Source organism: Tropicimonas aquimaris (assembly GCF_042676185.1).
Lineage (GTDB): Bacteria > Pseudomonadota > Alphaproteobacteria > Rhodobacterales > Rhodobacteraceae > Tropicimonas > Tropicimonas aquimaris.
In genome coordinates, this window is sequence record NZ_JBHTJT010000007.1 from 519,478 (window position 1) to 537,331 (window position 17,854).

Below are 17,854 nucleotides of genomic sequence, written 5' to 3' on the forward strand. Positions count from 1 at the left end.
GTCATGTCGCGCGCAAAGGCGATGCTGCTCTACTTGATGGCACTGGCGGCGGTTGCCGGCGGCGTCTGGTGGTTCGCGCTAACCTCCGATCTGCGTGCGCTTTCCGAGCGCGGGCAGGCCGACCTTTCGCTCGCGAGCGACCGGATGGTGGGGCAGCTGCAGAGGTTCCGTGAGTTGGCCGTTCTGCTCTCCGACCATCCAGAATTGACCGCCTTGCTCGACGGGCGGGGAAATGCGGCGAGCGCGTCCGGGGTGCTGCAGCGCACCGCCGACAGGACGGGATCGTCCGAGATCCTGGCCGTTTCGGCGAGCGGGCGGGTTCTGGCGTCCTCGAAGGCACGCAGCGGGACGCTTGGCGCATCCACATACCTTCGCCGCGCGCTGTCGGACGGGGCGCTCGGGACCTATCACGCGGTCGACCCGGAAACCGGGGAGCGGGCCGTGACCTTCGCGGCCCCTGTCTTTGCGCCATCGGGGCCGGTGGCGGGGGCGGTAATTGTGCGGGCCAATGTCTCCGCGGTCGAAGCGGAGTGGCGCGGGGACGCCATGACCGTCGCCTTCACCGATGCATATGGGGTGGTCTTCTCCTCGAACCGGAGCGAGCTGCTGTTCGGGCAGCGCGGAGAGCCGTCGCCCGAGGTGGCGGAGCGCTACCGGGGGATAGACCTTGCGCGTTTCCCCGAGGTGCGGGAGGTGCATATCGCGGGGCTCGAGCTGTGGTCGCTCGATGCGGGGCGCTACCTGCCACGGATCGCGCTGCACCTGACGCGGCCGCTGCCTGTCATCGGGATGACCGGCGAAGCGCTGGTCGATGTGGCGCCCTCGCTGCAGCTGGCGAGCTGGCAGGCGCTGGTGGTGCTGGCGCTGGGGCTCATGGTCGGGGCGCTGGTGATGATCCTGGCAGACCGGAGGCGCACGCTGGCCGAGCGACTGGAACTGGAAGCCGGCACCAACGCTGTCCTGGAGCGTCGCGTCAGGGAGCGCACGGCCGAGCTGTCGGCGACCAACGCGGCGCTCCGGCGCGAGGTGGAGGAGCGAAAAGCGGCGGAGGCGGCGCTGAAACGGGCGCAGGCCGATCTGGTCCAGGCCGGCAAGTTGAGCGCGCTGGGGCAGATGTCGGCCGGGATCAGCCACGAACTGAACCAGCCGCTCATGGCGATCTCGTCCTTCGCCGAGAACAGCACGGCCTTTCTGGAGCGCGGACGGCCCGAGAAGGCGGCGGAGAACCTCGGCAAGATCTCGGAACTGGCGCGGCGGATGGGGCGGATCATCCGCAACCTGCGGGCCTTTGCCCGGCAGGAGGTTGGCGAGGTGCGCGCGGTAGACCTCGTTGCGGTGGTCGAGGCGGTGCTGGAGCTTGGAGGCGGCCGGCTGCGTCGCGACGAGGTCGTGCTGGACTGGGAGCGCCCGCTGTTGCCGGTGCTGGTAATGGGCGGCGAGGTGCGGCTGCAGCAGGTGGTGATGAACCTGCTCAGCAACGCGGTCGATGCGATGGAGGGCCTCCCGGAGAAGCGGCTGACGATCCGTGTCGTGCCGGGCGATCCGGTGCGGCTGCGGGTGGCGGACACCGGTTGCGGCATCGACGCGCCGGACCGAATCTTCGATCCCTTCTACTCGACCAAGGAGGTAGGCCATTCGGAAGGCATGGGACTCGGGCTCTCGATTTCCTATGGCATCGTGCAGAGCTTCGGCGGGGTGATCCGCGGCAGCAATCGCCCGGGGGGCGGCGCCGAGTTCGTGGTCGAACTGGCGCCCTTCCGGGAGGAGGCGGCGGCATGACGCGACAGGTCCTTCTGGTGGATGATGACGCATCGGTGCGCGAGGCGCTCGGGCAGACGCTTGAACTCGCCGATCTTGAGCCGATTCTGGCAGGCAGCTATATCGTTGCCAAGGACCATGTGGCCCGCGAGTTCGAAGGCGTCGTGGTGACCGACATCCGGATGCCCGGCAAGGACGGTTTCGCGCTGCTCGACTTCGTGCGCTCGGTCGACCCGGACCTGCCTGTCATTCTGCTCACGGGCGAGGGCGATGTGCCGATGGCGGTGCGGGCGATCTCGAACGGTGCGTTCGACTTTCTGGAAAAACCCTGTGCGCCCAAGGTGTTTCTCTCTGTTGTTCAGAGGGCGCTTGTCGCGCGGGACCTGGTGCTGGAGAACCGGCGCCTGAAGCGGGAACTGGCGGCCGGGGATGCCGCGGCGCGACTTCTGCGGGGGACCTCGGCGCAGTCGGAGGAATTGCGGCGGCGCGTTCGGCTCGTCGGGCGTGCGGGCGCCGAGGTGCTGGTCTCAGGGCCGCCGGGATCCGGCACGCCCAAGGTGGCCGAGGTCATCCATCTCCTTTCCTCAGCCTCGCAACATCCCTTCGTCAAACGCTCGGCGGCCGCGCTGACACCGGACGGACTCGCCGAGGCGGTGGCGGCGGCCGGCGCGGGCACGCTGTTTCTCGACGAAGTCTCCGCGCTCGACCCCTCGGCGCAGCTCACGCTGCTCGACTGGCTCGACAGCGGCGGCGAGGCGCGGGTGATCGCCGGGACCTATCGCGACCTGCAGGCGCTGGTCGATGCCGGCCGGTTCTCGGCCGATCTGGCGATGCGGCTGGAGGTTCTGCGGGTCGACATTCCACCGCTGGACGAGCGCAAGGAGGACATCGGCCCGCTGTTTCGCCATTACGTTGCGCTGGCCTGCGAACAGGCGGCGCTGCCGGAGCCGGACATCACGCCCGACGTCGTCGCCCGGCTGATGGCGCAGGACTGGCCCGGCAACGCGCGAAGCCTGATGAACGCCGCGATGCGGTTCGCCATGGGGCTCGCCGACCCGGCGCCCGAGCAGGAGATGGGCCTGAACGAACAGCTTGCGCAGGTGGAGCGGACGCTTCTGGTGGCGTCGCTGGAACGGGCCGGGGGGCGCGCGGTGCAGGCCGCGGAAATGCTCAAACTGCCGCGCAAGACCTTTTACGACAAGCTCGCCCGTCATGGGCTAAGGGCGGAAGATTACCGACGCGACTGACGGCGGCTTCACCGGGCCTCTGTCGATTCGCCCGGGACGCGATCCCACGGAATCCGTGCTCGGCGGGATGTCGCTCAAAGTGTGCGAAAATCCGCACAAGCCTCCGGGTTCCTGTGTGGTCATCCGCACATATGGCGTGCTCGCCTCGGTGGGTCATCTCGGAATATATGTTTATTCATCTGATATTTATGGATTTATCCAGTTCTCGGTTGCTTGTGCAAAAAACCTGTTGGAGCAGGCGGCGGGAGCCTGTCTGCTCTGCTGCAAGGTCTGTCGAGGAGCAGACCGTACACAATTCAGATATGTCTTGGGAGGACATCCGAATGAAGTACATCACTGCTGCGGCCAGCGCGCTGGCCGTCACCCTGAGTGCTGGCGCCGCGCTTGCGGCCTGCGATGAGGGCGAGATCGTCATCAAGTTCAGCCACGTCACCAACACCGACAAGCACCCCAAGGGTATCGCCGCCTCGCTGCTGCAGGAGCGCGTCAACGAGGAGATGAACGGCAAGGCCTGCATGGAGGTGTTTCCGAACTCCACGCTCTACAACGATGACCAGGTCCTCGAGGCGATGCTGCAGGGCGACGTCCAGCTGGCCGCGCCGTCGCTCTCGAAGTTCGAGAAGTTCACCAAGCAGTTCCGCATCTTCGACCTTCCCTTCATGTTCAAGAACATGGAAGCCGTCGATGCATTCCAGAGCTCCGACGCCGGCCAGGCCATGCTCGGCTCGATGGAGCGCCGCGGGCTGAAGGGCCTCGGCTTCTGGCACAATGGCCTCAAGCAGTTTTCGGCCAACAAGCCGCTCGTCATGCCGGAGGACGCCAAGGGCCTGAAGTTCCGCGTGCAGCCCTCCGACGTGCTGGTCGCCCAGATGGAAGCGCTCGGCGCGAGCCCGCAGCCGATGGCCTTCTCCGAGGTATACGGCGCACTGCAGACCGGCGTTGTCGACGGTCAGGAGAACACCTGGTCGAACATCTACGGCCAGAAGTTCTTCGAGGTGCAGGACGGCATTACCGAGACCAACCACGGCGTGCTCGACTACATGGTCGTGACCTCGATCGACTGGTGGGACAGCCTCGACGAGGACGTTCGCACCCAACTCGCCACCATTTTCGACGAGGTGACCGCCGAGCGTAACGCCGCCATCGAGCAGGTCGATGCCGACAACCGCCAGGCGATCCTGGATGCCGGCGCCGAGATCCGCGAACTGACCGAAGAACAGCGCGCCGCATGGGTCGAGGCGATGAAGCCGGTCTGGGAGCAGTTCGAGGGTGACGTGGGCACCGAGAACATCGAGGCCGCTCAGTCAATCAACATGTCCATGTAAGGCAATGCGGCGGGCCGGCGGCGGGTAGGGCGCGTCTCTCCCGGTAGCCGGCCCGTCCTCGTGCCAGGGGAGGGGCCATGAGCACCCATTCGCGACATCAACCCGAGACGATGCTCGGCGAGGCGATTGCCCGCTTCGAGGAAGTCGTCATCGCCGTGCTGCTTGGCGCAATGGTCGTGCTGACCTTCGTCAACGTCGTGCTGCGCTATGTGTTCAACGACAGTCTGATCTGGGGCCTCGAGGTGGTTCTGGTGCTCTTCGCCTGGCTGGTCCTGTTCGGCATCTCGCATGCCTTTCGCATCAATGCCCATCTCGGCGTGGACGCGGTGGTCAACATCGTGCCGCCGAAGACTAAACGTGTCATGGGCATCATCTCCGCGCTGTGCTGCGTTGCCTATGCGGCGCTTCTGATGAAGGGCGCCTGGGATTACTACGCCCCGTTCGCCGGGCTCGACGCGACCACGGGGCGATGGTTCCCGACCGGCTTTGCCGACAGCCGCGACCAAGCGTGGTACGAGACCGACCAGATTCCGATGCTGGACTGGCTCCGCTGGCTGGAGCCGCTGGTCAACCAGGGCGAGAGCTACGAGAAGCTGCCGCGGCTGGTCATCTACCTGATCCTGCCCGTCGGCTGCCTGCTGCTGCTGCTGCGTGTGATCGAGGCCACGGTGGGCATCTTTACCGGCAAGCATGACGTGCTGATCGTCAGTCACGAGGCCGAGGATCAGGTCGACGACCTGAGCGGCACCCACCACGACGACCCCTACTACAAGGACTGACGCCCCATGGAAATCGTGCTCCTGTTCGTCATGGTGGTGGCGCTGCTGCTGATCGGCGTGCCGATCGCCGTCAGCCTCGGCCTCAGCTCCATCCTCTTCCTGCTGGTCAATTCCGACAGTTCGCTCGGTTCGGTGGCGCAGTCGCTGTACCAGGCGATGGCCGGCCACTACACGCTGCTGGCGATCCCGTTCTTCATCCTGGCCTCCAGTTTCATGTCGACCGGCGGCGTCGCCAAGCGGATCATCCGCTTCGCCATCGCCTGCGTCGGGCACCTGCCGGGCGGCCTCGCCATCGCCGGCGTCTTTGCCTGCATGATCTTTGCCGCGCTCTCCGGCTCCTCGCCCGCGACCGTGGTGGCCATCGGTTCCATCGTCATCGCGGCGATGCAGAAGGTCGGCTATTCCAAGGACTTCGCCGCCGGGGTGATCTGTAACGCCGGCACGCTCGGCATCCTGATCCCGCCCTCGATCGTCATGGTCGTCTACGCCTCCGCCACCGATGTCTCGGTTGGCCGCATGTTCCTTGCGGGCGTGATCCCGGGCCTGATGGCCGGTGGCATGCTGATGATTACGATTTACGGCATCGCCAAGATCAAGAACCTGCCCAGGGGCGACTGGCTCGGCTGGAGCGAGATCGGCGCCTCGTTCCGCGATGCCTTCTGGGGGCTGATGCTGATCGTGATCATCATGGTCGGGATCTACGGCGTGCCCTTCGTGACCCCGGCGCTCTTCACGCCAACCGAGGCCGCGGCCGTGGCGTCCGTCTATGCCTTTATCGTGGCGAGCTTCGTCTACCGCGACATGGGGCCTCTCTCGACCCCGGACGGGCAGCAGAACATCCCGCTCATCAAGCGACCCTACGCGCTGGTCACGGCCTTCTTCCACCGGGACACGATCGCGACACTCTACGACGCCGGCAAGCTGACCGTGACGCTGATGTTCATCATCGCCAACGCGCTGATCCTGAAACACGTCCTTACCGACGAGCAGGTGCCGCAGACCATCGCGGAGGCGCTTCTGTCGGCCGGCTTCGGCAAGGTCATGTTCCTCGTCATGGTCAACGTGATCCTGCTGATCGGCGGCCAGTTCATGGAGCCGTCGGGCCTCCTCGTGATCGTGGCGCCGCTGGTCTTCCCGATCGCCATCGAGCTTGGCGTGGATCCGATCCACCTTGGCATCATCATGGTGGTGAACATGGAGATCGGCATGATCACTCCGCCGGTGGGACTCAACCTCTTCGTGACCTCGGGCGTCGCGGGGATGCCGATGATGCGGGTGGTGAAGGCCGCGCTGCCCTTCCTGGCCGTGCTCTTCGTCTTCCTGATCGTGGTCACCTACGTGCCATGGATCTCGACCTACCTGCCCAACACGATCATGGGGCCGGAGATCATCACCAACTGATCGGTCGGTGCCTGCAGGGGAGTGGGCGTGAAGCCAAAAGAAAGCGGCCGCCGGGAGGGATCCCGGCGGCCGTCCTCGTTTCATCGTTTCATCGTCTCACGCTCACGCGATGTCCTCGAGCGTGAGCCCTTCAAGCAGCAGCGAGTTCTCTGCCCAACTGATCAGAACACCGTCGGCCGTCTCGACCTCGGTGACCGTCGCCTTGGTCTTGATGGTGTAGGTGTCGCTCTCCGGATCGAAATCGGTGATCACGTCGTCGCCGGTCGCTCCGGCGAAGATGAACGTATCGCGACCGCCGCCGCCGATCAGAACGTCGTCGCCGCCGTTGCCGTAGAGCTTGTCGTTGCCCGCGCCGCCGTTCAGCGTGTCATCGCCTGAGCCGCCAACCAGCCGGTCGCCGGCGCCTCCACCCTTGAGCCTGTCGTCGCCGGCATCGCCCTTGAGCGTGTCGGCGCCTGCGGATCCGTCGAGCGTATCCCGGCCCTTGCCCCCGCGCAGGCTGTCAGTGCCGCCTCCGCCAACGAGCCGGTCGTTGCCCTCGCCGCCGTCGAGCGTGTCATTGCCGGTCTGGCCAAAGACCTTGTCGTTCCCGGCCTCGCCGAGGAGGGTGTCGTTGCCGCCACCGCCGCGAAGCGTGTCATCGCCGTCACCGCCAAGAACCCTGTCCGCGCCAGAGCCGGCATCGACCACATCCCTGCCGCCAAGGGCGCGTACCACGTCGTCGCCTCCCCTGGCGGTGATCTCGTCCGCGCCGGCGCTGCCTTTCAGCGTGTCGTCCATTGCGGTTCCGTAGATCTGCTTCGGGCCAACGGGTTGTGGCTTGCCCGCATCGGCGGTGACCTCGAACAGCCGGTACTGCAGCTGGTCGACGGTTCCGAGTGCGCTCTGGTCCACGTAGCTGACCCAGACCTTGCCATCGGCTGTCTCTGTCATGTCGTGCAGGTACTGGATGCCGGCAGTGTTGCTGTTGAGGAACCGCGCCGGGCCGGCAAAGGTGCCGTCGCCGTTGAAGGCCTGCGCCTTGATGCCGACGCTGTTGCTGCCGACATTTGCCTCGTCCTGGGTCCAGGCCACGATGAAGCCGCCGTTCGACAGGCCGAGGATGTTGAAATCGTTGCGGACGCTGTCCGCGCCATTGGGCACGTCGATCTCTACGGCCTTCACCAGGCGAGCGGACTTGTCATAGGTTTCGACCCGGAGGTTGTTGGAGCCGGTCGCCGGATACTGCTTCCAGACCAGCGCGAAGCCGCCGTTCTTCAACGCCGCCACGTCCGGATGATCGCGTCGCGTGCCGGCCTGCTCGAGGTCGACTTCGTAGCGGCTTCTGCCGGTCCCGGAAATGCCGGTGGGCGCATCGTTGAGTTTCGGGCCGCTGATCCAAAGGTTGACGGGGTAGAGGTCGTCGTTCACCGCCACGAAGTTGCCGTTGCTGAGCTCGGCCAGTCCAGGCAGGAAGACGAACCCGTCCTTGGTGATCTCGACTTCCTTGCCAACGGTCTTGCCCTTGGCATCGTACCTCTGGGCAAAGGCGCCCTCGTCGGGGCCGCCGTCCGTCCAGATCGCGACAAAGCCGCCATCCTTGGTCGCGACGACATTGCCGTGGAAGTTGTCGTCATCGTAGTTGGAGCCGCCGGTCACCGTGTGCGGAGCGTCCTTGGTGACGATGATTTCCTTGCCGCGCGGCGAGCCGTTGGCATTGAAGATCTGGGCGTGGATGTCGGTGTCATTATGGCCCTGTCCCAGTGGGGCGTTGCTGACCCAGCTCACGACGAAGCCCCCGTCCTTAAGGGCGGTGATTTCCGGACTGCCCTGGATCCCGGCTGTCGTCGTATTGACCAGTTTCACCGCGCCCGAAGGCTTGCCGCCGGCTGAATAGAGCTGAACGAAGATGGCGCCGTCGGTGTCCGAGAAGCCGCCGGCCGGAATGACCAGTGTCTGCGCCCATGCGACGGCAACCTTGCCGTTTTTCAGTCCTGCGGAAACGGGGGTAATGCCGTCAATGATGGCGTCGACGGATCCGAGGTCCTTTGACGGACCAAGTGGTTTGATTGTCATGATGTCACTTGCAAAGTAATTGAATTTGATGGTTTTTCCAACCATCGGGACCGTTTCATGGCCGCAATCGCGGGTCAAGGAATTTAACGGCGCCGTCGATCGGCACATGCGCCCCGGTGCCGCGCCGCATCAGTTTCGAGTTGACGAAATCGAAAAACCGATAGAAACACTCGGATAATGAAACGCACAACCCGGGAGACCCCATGTCGTATTCGATTCCGCGCTCAATCGCTCTGCCGCTCGCCGCGGCCCTGCTGACGGGCACGGCGCTGGCAGCCGCCGCCGAAGGCGAGCTCAACATCTATTCCTCGCGCCACTACGACACAGACGACCGGCTCTATTCCGATTTCGAAGAAGCCGAAGGCGTCACGATCAACCGTATCGAGGGCAATGCCGACGAGCTGGTGGCCCGGATGCAGGCCGAGGGGATCAACAGCCCCGCCGACGTGCTCATCACCGTCGACACCTCGCGCCTCTACCGCGCCAAGCAGGCCGGCGTTCTGCAGTCGGTCGACAGCGATATCCTCGAAGAACGCATTCCCGCCCACCTGCAGGACGCCGACAACCAGTGGTTTGGCTTCTCGCAGCGCAGCCGGATCATCTTCTACGACAAGGAGAATGTCGCCGAGCCGCCGCAAACCTACGCCGAGCTTGCCGATCCGAAGTACAAGGGCATGATCTGCATCCGCTCCTCGAGCAACGAGTACAACCAGACGCTTCTCGCCTCGATCGTGACCCACGAGGGCGAAGAAGCCGCCCGCGCCTGGGCTGAAGGCGTGGTGGCCAACATGGCCCGCGACCCGCAGGGCGGCGACACCGACCAGCTCCGGGGGCTGGTGTCGGGCGAGTGCGATATCTCGGTCTCGAACACCTACTATTTCGCGCGGGCCATCCGGACCGAGGTCGAGGGTGTCAGTGCCTCGCTCGACAGCATCGGATGGGTCTTCCCGGATCAGGACGGAAACGGCGCGCACATGAACCTCTCCGGCGCCGGGGTCGCGGCCCATGCGCCGAACCGCGAGAACGCGGTGAAGTTCCTCGAGTACCTGTCGAGCGACTCGGCGCAGGCTTACTTCTCGGCCGGCAACGACGAGTTCCCCTCGGTCGAGACCGCGGAGCTCGCTCCCTCGGTGGCCCAGCTCGGCGAGTTCAAGGCCGACGACGTGAGCCTGTCGGACGTGGCCGAGAACATCGCCACGGCGCAGAAGATCTTCAACGAGGTCGGCTGGAAGTGATCTTTCCGGGGCCCGGCAAGGATCTCGGATTTATCTCACGGCTACGGCGCGGGGCAGGTTGCCTCGCGCCGTTTTCATTCCGCCGCGGTCGCAGTGGTGCCGAAGACCCGGGAGCGTTTCGCCCCGAGCGACCGGCAGACCAGGATCACCGGCAGCAGGCCCACGGCGACGATGGCGAGGCTCGGCACCGCAGCGCCGTCCAGCCGCTCGTCGGAGGCCAGCCGATGCGCCTGCACCGCCAGCGTGTCGAAGTTGAAGGGCCGCATGATCAGCGTGGCTGGCAGCTCCTTCATCACGTCGACGAAGACGATCAGCAGCGCGGTCAGCACCGATGGGCGCAGCACCGGCACGTGGATCCGTTGAAGCATTGCGGTCGGACGGGTGCCGAGGGTGCGGGCGACGGCGTCGATGTTGGGGTGGATGGTGCCGAGCCCGCTGTCATAGGTGTTCAGCGCGGCGGCCATGAAGCGGACCATGTAGGCGCAAACGAGCAGCCAGATCGATCCGGTGAAGAGCAGGCCGGTCGAGAGCCCGAAGGTCGCGCGCATCCAGGCGTCGAGAGCGTTGTCGAAGGCGGCGAAGGGCACCAGCAGGCCCACCGCGATCACGCCTCCCGGCACGGCGTAGCCGATGCGGGCGAGGTGGCTCGCGCCGGAGGAGGCGGGCCCGGGCCAGAGGCGCATGCGAAAGCCCACGAGAACCGCCCCGATCACGGTCAGCACCGAGGCGGTGCCGGCCAGGATGATGGTGTTTCGGATGTAGCCGACGTAGCGCGGCGACATCAGCGACTGCCCGCTGCCGATTCCCATGGACAGAAGCAGCGCCACCGGCAGGATGAACCCCAGGAGCACCGGAACCGCGCAGAGCAGGGTCGCGCCCCATTTTGCCGGCCCGGCGAGTTGGGTCGGGGGCAGGCGCTCGAAACGTTTGCCGGCGCCGTGATGGCGGGCCGCGCCGCGCTGCATCCGTTCCAGTATGGCCAGCAGCAGCGCAAAGCCGAGCAGGCAGAGCGCCAGTTGCGCTGCCGCGGCCCGGTCGGCCATGGTGAACCAGCTCGTGTAGATGCCGGTGGCAAACGTCTGCACCGCGAAATAGGAGGTCGTGCCGTAGTCCGCGATGGTCTCCATCACTGCCAGCAACACGCCGCCGGCAATCGCCGGGCGCGCCATCGGCAGGCTTACCCGCAGAAAGGCCGTCCACGGACCGCGGCCGAGTGCGCGGGCGGCGAGAAAGGCGGTGGCGCTCTGCTGCAGGAAGGCCGCGCGGGCCAGCAGGTAGACGTAGGGGTAGAGCACCAGGATCAGCATCACCGCCGCGCCTGTGACCGAGCGCACCTCGGGGAACCAGTAGTCGCGCGGGCCCCAGCCGGTCACGTCGCGCAACAGGGTCTGCACCGGGCCCGGGTGGTCGAGGAAATGCGTGTAGGCATAGCCCATCACGTAGGCCGGGAAGGCCAGCGGCAGGGCCAATGCGATCTCGAAGAAACGCGAACCGGGAAACCGGGTCATGGTGACGAGCCAGGCCGCGCCGGTGCCGATGGCCGCGGTCCCGATCGCCACGATCACAACAAGCTGCAACGTCGTGGCCGTATAGGTCCAGAGCACCGTCTCGGCGAGGTGCCGCAGCGTGTCTGTGGAGTCGAGCAAGGCGGCAACCGCGACCGCCACCATCGGTAGCAGGCATATCAGACCTATGAACAGCGCCCCTCCGCGCAGGAGGCCGGTCGCGAAACGGTCGGCGAGATCGGAAGGGCGCAGGCTCATGCGAGCGTTTTTATCAGGCTTTCTGAAGCGCGTCGATGATGGCTCCGAAATCGGCCGCCTTCAGCGAAGCCCCACCGACAAGCGCGCCGTCGACATTGGCAACGGCAAAGATCTCGGACGCATTCGACGGTTTCACAGAGCCACCGTAGAGCAGAGACACGGCATTGCCGATCTCGGCGCCGAACCGTTCGACCAGCCGGGCGCGCATGAAGTCGTGGACTTCGACGATCTGCTCGATGGTCGGGATTCGACCGGTGCCGATGGCCCAGACGGGCTCGTAGGCCACGACGAGGTTCTCGCCGGTCACGCCTTCGGGGATCGAGCCGGCAAGTTGGGTGCCAACGAGATCCAGCGTCTCGCCGGCATCGCGCTGCTCCAGCGTCTCGCCGACGCAGACCACAGCGATCAGCCCGGCGCCGGTGGCGGCCATCGTCTTGGCGTTGACGATCTCGTCGGTCTCGCCGTGGTCGGTGCGACGCTCGGAATGGCCGAGGATCACGTAGGTGCCGCCTGCGTCCTTGATCATCTCGGCAGATATGTCGCCCGTGTGGGCGCCGCTGGCATTCATGTGGCAATCCTGCGCCCCGGTGGCGATGGCGCTGCCCTCGGCGCGGGTGCTCAGCCGGTCCAGCAGGGTGGCGGGCGGGCAAATCAGCACCTTGCAGCCGGGCGCGGGAAAGGCCGCGAGCATCGCATCGATCTCGGCCAGCGAGGCCTCGGTGCCGTTCATCTTCCAGTTGCCGGCTGCCAGTTTCTGCGCCATGGGTCGTCCCTCCGTCTGAGCTTGTGGGTCGGCAGCCAATTTGCAGGGGTGGGCTTCGGGGTCAAGGTCCGGCCCCCGCGGCTCTTTGGTCAGCGCCGCCGCGCCTCATTCGGGCAGGGGGCGCAGGGACGCATCCGTCAACAGGCTCGTTAACGCGTTCAGCGCCGCGCGGACGGGCGGGTCGTAACGTGCTTCGTGGTGGGTGACCAGCCATTCGTCATGCGAGAGCTCTTCGATCTTGGGGGAGACGCGTTGCAGCCCCTGAACGGCGTCGCCCGCAAAGCAGGGCAGGACGACACGTCCGATTCCCTCGAGGGCAAGGTCCACCGCCACGCGCGTGTCACTGGCGAGCATGACCACCCGGTCCGCCCGGTTCGCCTGCACCCAGAGGGCCGTCGGGGTCGAGGCCCGGTCCGGCGCGAGCGCGATATACCCGGTCACGTCCGGCGAGACGCCGTATTCCGCATTCTCGATCCGGGCCGTCCGGCGCCCTGCCAGCCAGTCCTGGGTGGGCCGCTTGTTGCGGATACCGATGTCGGCCTGCCGGCGGGCGAGGTCGAGGGGCAGGTTGGAGGCGAGAAGGTCCGGCGCCCAGCTTGCTTCCTCCGACCAGATGCGGCGGATGTTTCGGGCCACGAACCACGACGTCCAGGTCCCGGCTGTGATCCGCACCCGTGCGACGCTCCGGCCTTCGCTGCGCCACCGGTCGATCCCGGCCGCGGCCGATCTGAGAGGGATCGCCCGCTCGACCAGTTCCCGTCCCTCGCTGGTCAGCGCATAGCCGCTGGGGCCGCGCAGAAACAGGCGCCGGCCCAGGGCCTGTTCGAGCTTGTTCATCCTGCGGCCCATAGTCGGCACGCTGATTCCGGTCTGGGCGGAGGCTGCCGAAAGCGAGCCGGTTTCAGCCACCTTCAGGAACAGGGCGAGATCATCAAGAGGCAGCGCGTTTTTCATTTTTGAAAACCTACCTGCAATCTGCGGCGCTGTCACGATTGCCATGTGGCTGCTTTATTGAGGGCAGCAATTTAAAACTGAAAGGACAAGAGATGCGTCTGCGTCCCCTAAACGATTTCGAGAGCGACCTGATCTGGCTTGCCTCCCGCCCGAAATCCGAAGCCGAACTGATCGAAGCCCGGGTGCGGAGCCACGAACGCTGGAGCCGCCGCCGCAGGATGCTGCGGTTGCGTGCGGCGGTGTTCGGACGGTCGTCGGAAGGTCGGGCCGAAGCAGGTCGGCCTGTCAGCCAGAGGTCTGGTCGGTCAGGCTCTCGTCGAACTTGATCGACTCGCCGCAGCCGCAGGATTCGGTCACGTTGGGGTTGCGGAACTTGAAGCCCGCTTCCAGAAGCGAGATCTCGTAATCTATCTCGGTCCCGAACAGGAACATCTGCGCCATCGGGGCGATCATCACCCGCGCGCCGTCCTGTTCGACGACCTCGTCGAGCGGGTCCACAGTGTCGGCGAACTCCATGGTGTATTCCATTCCCGCACAGCCGCCCTTCTTGACGCCGAGGCGCAAGCCGGACTTGCCGTCACGCTCCATGAGCTTGACGATGTGGGCCGCGGCACGCGGTGTCAGGGTCACGGCCTGCTTGCCGGGAATGGAAAACATCCTGTCGATCCTCTTGTTCCGGGTCCGATGTAGGAGCCCGGTCTGTCCGGCTCAAGGGCGCGGCTGCGCCCGAAGCCGTCGGCTCACATGAAGCCCAACTCCAGCCGCGCCTCGTCGGACATCATTTCCATGCCCCAGGGCGGATCCCAGGTGAGGTCCACATCCACCTGCTTGACGCCGGGCAGGGGCTCGATCGCCTCGGCCACCCAGCCGGGCATATCGCCCGCCACCGGGCAGCCCGGCGCGGTGAGCGTCATGGTCACACGGACTTCCGCTTCCGGGTTGATCTCGATCGTGTAGACCAGTCCGAGGTCGTAGATGTTCACCGGGATTTCCGGATCGTAGACCGTGCGGCAGGCTTCCACGATGCTGTCGTAGAGCGGATGATCTGTGGTGGAAGGCCGGATTGTCGGTTCCCCTTCCATCGGGTTGCTTTGGGCGTGCATCTGATAACCGTGTCCTCGAGGGATACTCGATGGTTTATATAAGAAATGTTTCAGGCAGGGTCCAGTGTGGCGCGGTGGCGGCCCGGAAACCGAACCGATCAAATTGCGCGGGCTTTCCGTTCGAGCCTTAACCCGCTGGCCATCCTTTCCCTTCCAGATCAGGCGGCGAAACGAAAAGAGATGCTGCCGCAATGCCTTCCAAACTTGAATACCTGCTGCTCGTTGCCCTGTTTCCTGCGAGTTGGATCCTCGGGGCGCAATTCGACCTGTTCGAGGGCCTCGTGGACTACATTCGCCTGCACGAGGAAATGGAACTGGACGAGCTCATCAGCGCGGTTCTGGTGCTGGGGCTCCTGCTGCCGGCCCTCCTCGGCATCTGGAACCGTCGGTTGCGCCGGCACCTTCGCAGCCGTCAACTGGCCGAACAGAGGGCGCAGCACATCTCCCGCCACGATGCGCTGACCGGACTCTATAACCGTCGGGTGATGAACGACGCGCTTCGGGAGCGGATCGCGAAGGCCCGGCGCGGTGGAGCGGCGCCGGCGATCCTCCTCATGGATCTGGATCGCTTCAAGCCGGTCAACGATCTGCGTGGCCACGACGTGGGGGATCTCATTCTGCGGGAAGTTGCGAGGCGGGTGAAGGCTTGCTGCGGCGAGGATGAACTGCCGATACGGCTTGGCGGGGACGAGTTCGCCATTCTCGCCGCCGGGACCGAAGAACTTGGCGGTGCCGGCGGGCTGCCGCGGCGCATTCTCGCTGCCATGGAGCGGAAGTTCATCATTGGCGATTCGGAGTTGAGTATCGGCGCCAGCCTCGGCGTCGCGATCTGGCGTGACGGGCTTGATGCGCCCTTGCTGCTGCGCCATGCCGACCAGGCGATGTATCGCGCGAAGAAGGAGGGCCGCGGCCGGATCTCCTATTTCGACGACGCCCTGGGGGAGCGGTTGCGGGAATTGGCCGAACTGGAGGCCGAACTGACGGCCGCGATAGAACGGGAAGAGATCGAGCCCTACTTCCAGCCGATCGTCCAGATCGCGGACCGCAAGCTCGTGGGCTTCGAGGTCTTGGCGCGATGGCACCACGACCGCCTCGGCAACGTGCCGCCGGATCGCTTCATCCAGCTTGCCGAAGAGACCGGCCAGATCGCGGCCATCAGCTGGCAGATCCTCCGAAAAGCCTGCATCGCCGCCCGCGACTGGGATCCGTCACTGACCATCGCCTTCAACCTGTCGGCGAAGCAGTTCCGCGATGCGGACCTGTCGCCTCGGATCGAGGCCATCCTGCGGGAGACGGGCTTTCCGGCGGAGCGGCTGGAGATCGAGATCACAGAGACCGCGATCATCGACGACATAGACCGCGCCCACGAGGTGATCGATCAACTCCGCTGGCAAGGGATCCAGATCTCGCTGGACGATTTCGGGACCGGCTTCTCCAGCTTGGCCACGCTCTCCCGGCTGCCGTTCGACCGGCTGAAGATCGACAGCAGCTTTGTCACCACGGTGTCCCAGGACCGTCAAAAGGCGAAGATCGTTGCGGGCATCATCTCTCTCGCAGGATCGCTCGACCTGAGCGTGACCGCCGAAGGGGTCGAGACCGAGGACACTCTGGAGATGCTGGCGGGGCTGCAATGCCCGCTGGGGCAGGGATATCTCTTTGACCGTCCCATGCCGCGCGACAAGGTGGACGACCTGCTGTCGCATGGCGTGACCTGGACCGGAGCGATGACCCATGGCATGCAGCGCACGGTTCTGTCCGGAATCGCGTGATCTTGCGGACGGTGGAGCCTTGGCGGGCAGGACTAGAGGGGTTCTGCAAGTCCGGGCCGCGAGAGATGGCAGCCCCTTCCATACCCTCGGGCGTTGCGACCTGCTCATCTCTCAAAGCTGCGATTCGCCACCCCGCCTGACTTGCCACCCGGAAGCGTAAGCTGGCCGAACGGATCGGCGGGAATTGCATCGGTCGTGGTGTTCTGAGAAGGAGAGCGCATGACCGAAAGATTCTCCTTCAGCCTGCATGCCACGGACGGACGGGCGCGCACCGGCACGATCTCGACCCCACGCGGCGAGATCCGGACGCCGGCCTTCATGCCGGTGGGAACTGCCGCCACGGTGAAGGCAATGCTGCCCGAGAGCGTGCGCGCGACCGGCGCCGACGTGCTGCTGGGCAACACCTATCACCTGATGCTGCGCCCCACGGCGGAGCGGATCGCCCGCCTTGGCGGCCTTCATGCCTTCATGAACTGGGAGCGCCCGATCCTCACCGATTCAGGCGGGTTCCAGGTGATGAGCCTGGCCGAATTGCGGAAGCTCACCGAGGAGGGGGTGACCTTCCGGAGCCATATCGACGGCTCCCGGCACATGCTGACGCCCGAGCGCAGCATGGAGATCCAGCGGTTGCTCGGCTCCGACATCGTGATGTGTTTCGACGAATGCCCCGCACTGCCGGCCGACCGTGACCGCATCGCCGAGAGCATGCGGCTCTCGATGCGGTGGGCCCAGCGGTCTCGCGATGCATTCGGCGACAGGCCCGGCTACGCGCTCTTCGGCATCCAGCAGGGCGGTGACAAGGAGGATCTGCGCGGCGAAAGCGCAGAGGCGCTGCGCGCCATCGGTTTCGATGGCTATGCGGTCGGCGGTCTCGCCGTGGGCGAGGGGCAGGAGGTCATGTTCCGGGTGCTCGAGTACGCCCCGGAAATGCTGCCCGAGGACAAGCCGCGCTACCTGATGGGCGTGGGCAAGCCCGACGACATCGTGGGCGCGGTCAAGCGTGGTATCGACATGATGGATTGCGTGTTGCCGTCACGGTCCGGCCGAACCGGCCAGGCCTTCACCCGCCGCGGCGTCGTCAACATCAAGAACGCCCGCCACCAGGAAGATCCCAGGCCACTGGACGAACGCTGCAGCTGTCCCGCCTGCCGCAGCTATTCCCGCGCCTACCTGCACCACGTTTTCCGCTCGCAGGAGATCATCTCGTCGATGCTGCTGACCTGGCACAACCTGCACTATTTCCAGGAGCTGATGCAGGGCATGCGCAACGCCATCGCGGCCGGGCGTTTCGCCGAATGGGAGACGGACTTCCACGCGCAGCGCGCGGAGGGAGATATCGAGCCGCTCTGAGAGCGTGGCTTGGACCAGTTAGCCGCGGGCCGTCCAAACTACGGGGCAGGGCGCGCGCCCGCGCTCGAAGACTCACCTCTCGCAGACGTGATCCGGATGCCCGGCGCGCGTGCGCTCCGGGCGCGAAATGATCTTCATTCAGGCGGCCCGGGAAGGGGTGTTGCGCCTCTGGCCGTTTCGCCGTGCGCCGATTGAACTGTGCCTTTCCATTGGCTTGCCGGATCGGTCGGGCACTCGGGCAAAGGGTCGGGCAATGTCGGCTTGCCGACGCCCGAGGAGACAGGCACATTGGTGCGGATTCAGGGGTCTGGTTGAAACGGGCGGTCTGCGAGCCCACCTGTAGACACCGAGA

The 17,854-nt window shown here is 65.6% G+C and carries 14 protein-coding genes; 8 read left to right on the forward strand and 6 right to left on the reverse strand.

Annotated features, from left to right (window positions below):
* Positions 1 to 3: 3 nt before the first annotated feature.
* From ACFQ2S_RS06270 to ACFQ2S_RS06290, 5 genes are all read left to right on the forward strand, one after another.
* Entirely contained in the window at positions 4 to 1,779 is a 1,776-nt protein-coding gene (locus ACFQ2S_RS06270) for a sensor histidine kinase (RefSeq protein ID WP_386073596.1), read from the forward strand.
* Positions 1,776 to 3,005, forward strand: coding sequence for a sigma-54-dependent transcriptional regulator (locus ACFQ2S_RS06275; RefSeq protein ID WP_386073597.1), 1,230 nt, complete (start codon positions 1,776 to 1,778; stop codon positions 3,003 to 3,005). Before ACFQ2S_RS06270 ends, ACFQ2S_RS06275 begins: the two co-directional genes overlap by 4 nt.
* Positions 3,006 to 3,328: 323 nt before the next feature.
* Complete coding sequence (locus tag ACFQ2S_RS06280) at positions 3,329 to 4,330, forward strand: TRAP transporter substrate-binding protein (protein WP_386073598.1); 1,002 nt, start codon at positions 3,329 to 3,331, stop codon at positions 4,328 to 4,330.
* A 77-nt stretch (positions 4,331 to 4,407) separates the two neighbouring features.
* On the forward strand, positions 4,408 to 5,109 hold the full coding sequence (locus ACFQ2S_RS06285; RefSeq protein WP_386073599.1) for a TRAP transporter small permease: 702 nt from the start codon (positions 4,408 to 4,410) through the stop codon (positions 5,107 to 5,109).
* Positions 5,110 to 5,115: 6 nt separating this feature from the next.
* Positions 5,116 to 6,510 carry a TRAP transporter large permease gene (locus ACFQ2S_RS06290; RefSeq protein ID WP_089231364.1) on the forward strand — a complete coding sequence of 465 codons (1,395 nt, stop codon included), beginning with the start codon at positions 5,116 to 5,118 and terminating at the stop codon, positions 6,508 to 6,510.
* Positions 6,511 to 6,612: 102 nt separating this feature from the next.
* Here ACFQ2S_RS06290 and ACFQ2S_RS06295 read toward each other — a convergent pair whose 3' ends face one another.
* A complete protein-coding gene (locus tag ACFQ2S_RS06295; protein ID WP_386073600.1) occupies positions 6,613 to 8,565 on the reverse strand; it encodes a calcium-binding protein in 1,953 nt (650 codons plus the stop codon).
* 203 nt (positions 8,566 to 8,768) lie between these two features.
* Here ACFQ2S_RS06295 and ACFQ2S_RS06300 point away from each other — a divergent pair, with 203 nt between their 5' ends.
* Complete coding sequence (locus ACFQ2S_RS06300; protein ID WP_089231365.1) at positions 8,769 to 9,800, forward strand: Fe(3+) ABC transporter substrate-binding protein; 1,032 nt, start codon at positions 8,769 to 8,771, stop codon at positions 9,798 to 9,800.
* Between the two features lie 74 nt (positions 9,801 to 9,874).
* Here the strand turns inward: ACFQ2S_RS06300 and ACFQ2S_RS06305 are convergent, their stop codons facing one another.
* The 5 genes from ACFQ2S_RS06305 to ACFQ2S_RS06325 all read right to left on the reverse strand — a co-directional run bounded on the left by ACFQ2S_RS06305 (position 9,875) and on the right by ACFQ2S_RS06325 (position 14,383).
* A complete protein-coding gene (locus ACFQ2S_RS06305) occupies positions 9,875 to 11,563 on the reverse strand; it encodes an ABC transporter permease (RefSeq protein ID WP_386073601.1) in 1,689 nt (562 codons plus the stop codon).
* A gap of 13 nt (positions 11,564 to 11,576) precedes the next feature.
* A complete protein-coding gene (gene tpiA / locus ACFQ2S_RS06310) occupies positions 11,577 to 12,326 on the reverse strand; it encodes a triose-phosphate isomerase (RefSeq protein ID WP_386073602.1) in 750 nt (249 codons plus the stop codon).
* 105 nt (positions 12,327 to 12,431) lie between these two features.
* Positions 12,432 to 13,280: a LysR family transcriptional regulator gene (locus tag ACFQ2S_RS06315; RefSeq protein ID WP_386073603.1), complete on the reverse strand. Its 849-nt coding sequence runs from the start codon at positions 13,278 to 13,280 to the stop codon at positions 12,432 to 12,434.
* A gap of 285 nt (positions 13,281 to 13,565) precedes the next feature.
* Positions 13,566 to 13,937: a HesB/IscA family protein gene (locus tag ACFQ2S_RS06320; RefSeq protein WP_089231373.1), complete on the reverse strand. Its 372-nt coding sequence runs from the start codon at positions 13,935 to 13,937 to the stop codon at positions 13,566 to 13,568.
* 83 nt (positions 13,938 to 14,020) lie between these two features.
* Positions 14,021 to 14,383, reverse strand: coding sequence for an SUF system Fe-S cluster assembly protein (locus ACFQ2S_RS06325; RefSeq protein ID WP_089231375.1), 363 nt, complete (start codon positions 14,381 to 14,383; stop codon positions 14,021 to 14,023).
* Positions 14,384 to 14,574: 191 nt separating this feature from the next.
* Between ACFQ2S_RS06325 and ACFQ2S_RS06330 the strand changes: the two genes are divergently transcribed.
* A complete protein-coding gene (locus ACFQ2S_RS06330; protein WP_386073604.1) occupies positions 14,575 to 16,152 on the forward strand; it encodes a putative bifunctional diguanylate cyclase/phosphodiesterase in 1,578 nt (525 codons plus the stop codon).
* Positions 16,153 to 16,371: 219 nt separating this feature from the next.
* Positions 16,372 to 17,502 carry a tRNA guanosine(34) transglycosylase Tgt gene (gene tgt, locus ACFQ2S_RS06335; RefSeq protein WP_386073605.1) on the forward strand — a complete coding sequence of 377 codons (1,131 nt, stop codon included), beginning with the start codon at positions 16,372 to 16,374 and terminating at the stop codon, positions 17,500 to 17,502.
* Positions 17,503 to 17,854 lie beyond the last annotated feature (352 nt).

Excerpts from the sequence above, each read along its gene's own strand:
- ACFQ2S_RS06280 (WP_386073598.1), top strand. The coding sequence starts at position 3,329 with ATGAAGTACATCACTGCTGCGGCCAGCGCGCTGGCCGTCACCCTGAGT.
- tgt (WP_386073605.1), top strand. The coding sequence starts at position 16,372 with ATGACCGAAAGATTCTCCTTCAGCCTGCATGCCACGGACGGACGGGCG.
- ACFQ2S_RS06330 (WP_386073604.1), top strand. The coding sequence starts at position 14,575 with ATGCCTTCCAAACTTGAATACCTGCTGCTCGTTGCCCTGTTTCCTGCG.
- tpiA (WP_386073602.1), bottom strand. The coding sequence starts at position 12,326 with ATGGCGCAGAAACTGGCAGCCGGCAACTGGAAGATGAACGGCACCGAG.
- ACFQ2S_RS06320 (WP_089231373.1), bottom strand. The coding sequence starts at position 13,937 with ATGTTTTCCATTCCCGGCAAGCAGGCCGTGACCCTGACACCGCGTGCC.
- ACFQ2S_RS06270 (WP_386073596.1), top strand. The coding sequence starts at position 4 with ATGTCGCGCGCAAAGGCGATGCTGCTCTACTTGATGGCACTGGCGGCG.
- ACFQ2S_RS06325 (WP_089231375.1), bottom strand. The coding sequence starts at position 14,383 with ATGCACGCCCAAAGCAACCCGATGGAAGGGGAACCGACAATCCGGCCT.
- ACFQ2S_RS06275 (WP_386073597.1), top strand. The coding sequence starts at position 1,776 with ATGACGCGACAGGTCCTTCTGGTGGATGATGACGCATCGGTGCGCGAG.
- ACFQ2S_RS06290 (WP_089231364.1), top strand. The coding sequence starts at position 5,116 with ATGGAAATCGTGCTCCTGTTCGTCATGGTGGTGGCGCTGCTGCTGATC.
- ACFQ2S_RS06300 (WP_089231365.1), top strand. The coding sequence starts at position 8,769 with ATGTCGTATTCGATTCCGCGCTCAATCGCTCTGCCGCTCGCCGCGGCC.
- ACFQ2S_RS06315 (WP_386073603.1), bottom strand. The coding sequence starts at position 13,280 with ATGAAAAACGCGCTGCCTCTTGATGATCTCGCCCTGTTCCTGAAGGTG.
- ACFQ2S_RS06285 (WP_386073599.1), top strand. The coding sequence starts at position 4,408 with ATGAGCACCCATTCGCGACATCAACCCGAGACGATGCTCGGCGAGGCG.
- ACFQ2S_RS06295 (WP_386073600.1), bottom strand. The coding sequence starts at position 8,565 with ATGACAATCAAACCACTTGGTCCGTCAAAGGACCTCGGATCCGTCGAC.
- ACFQ2S_RS06305 (WP_386073601.1), bottom strand. The coding sequence starts at position 11,563 with ATGAGCCTGCGCCCTTCCGATCTCGCCGACCGTTTCGCGACCGGCCTC.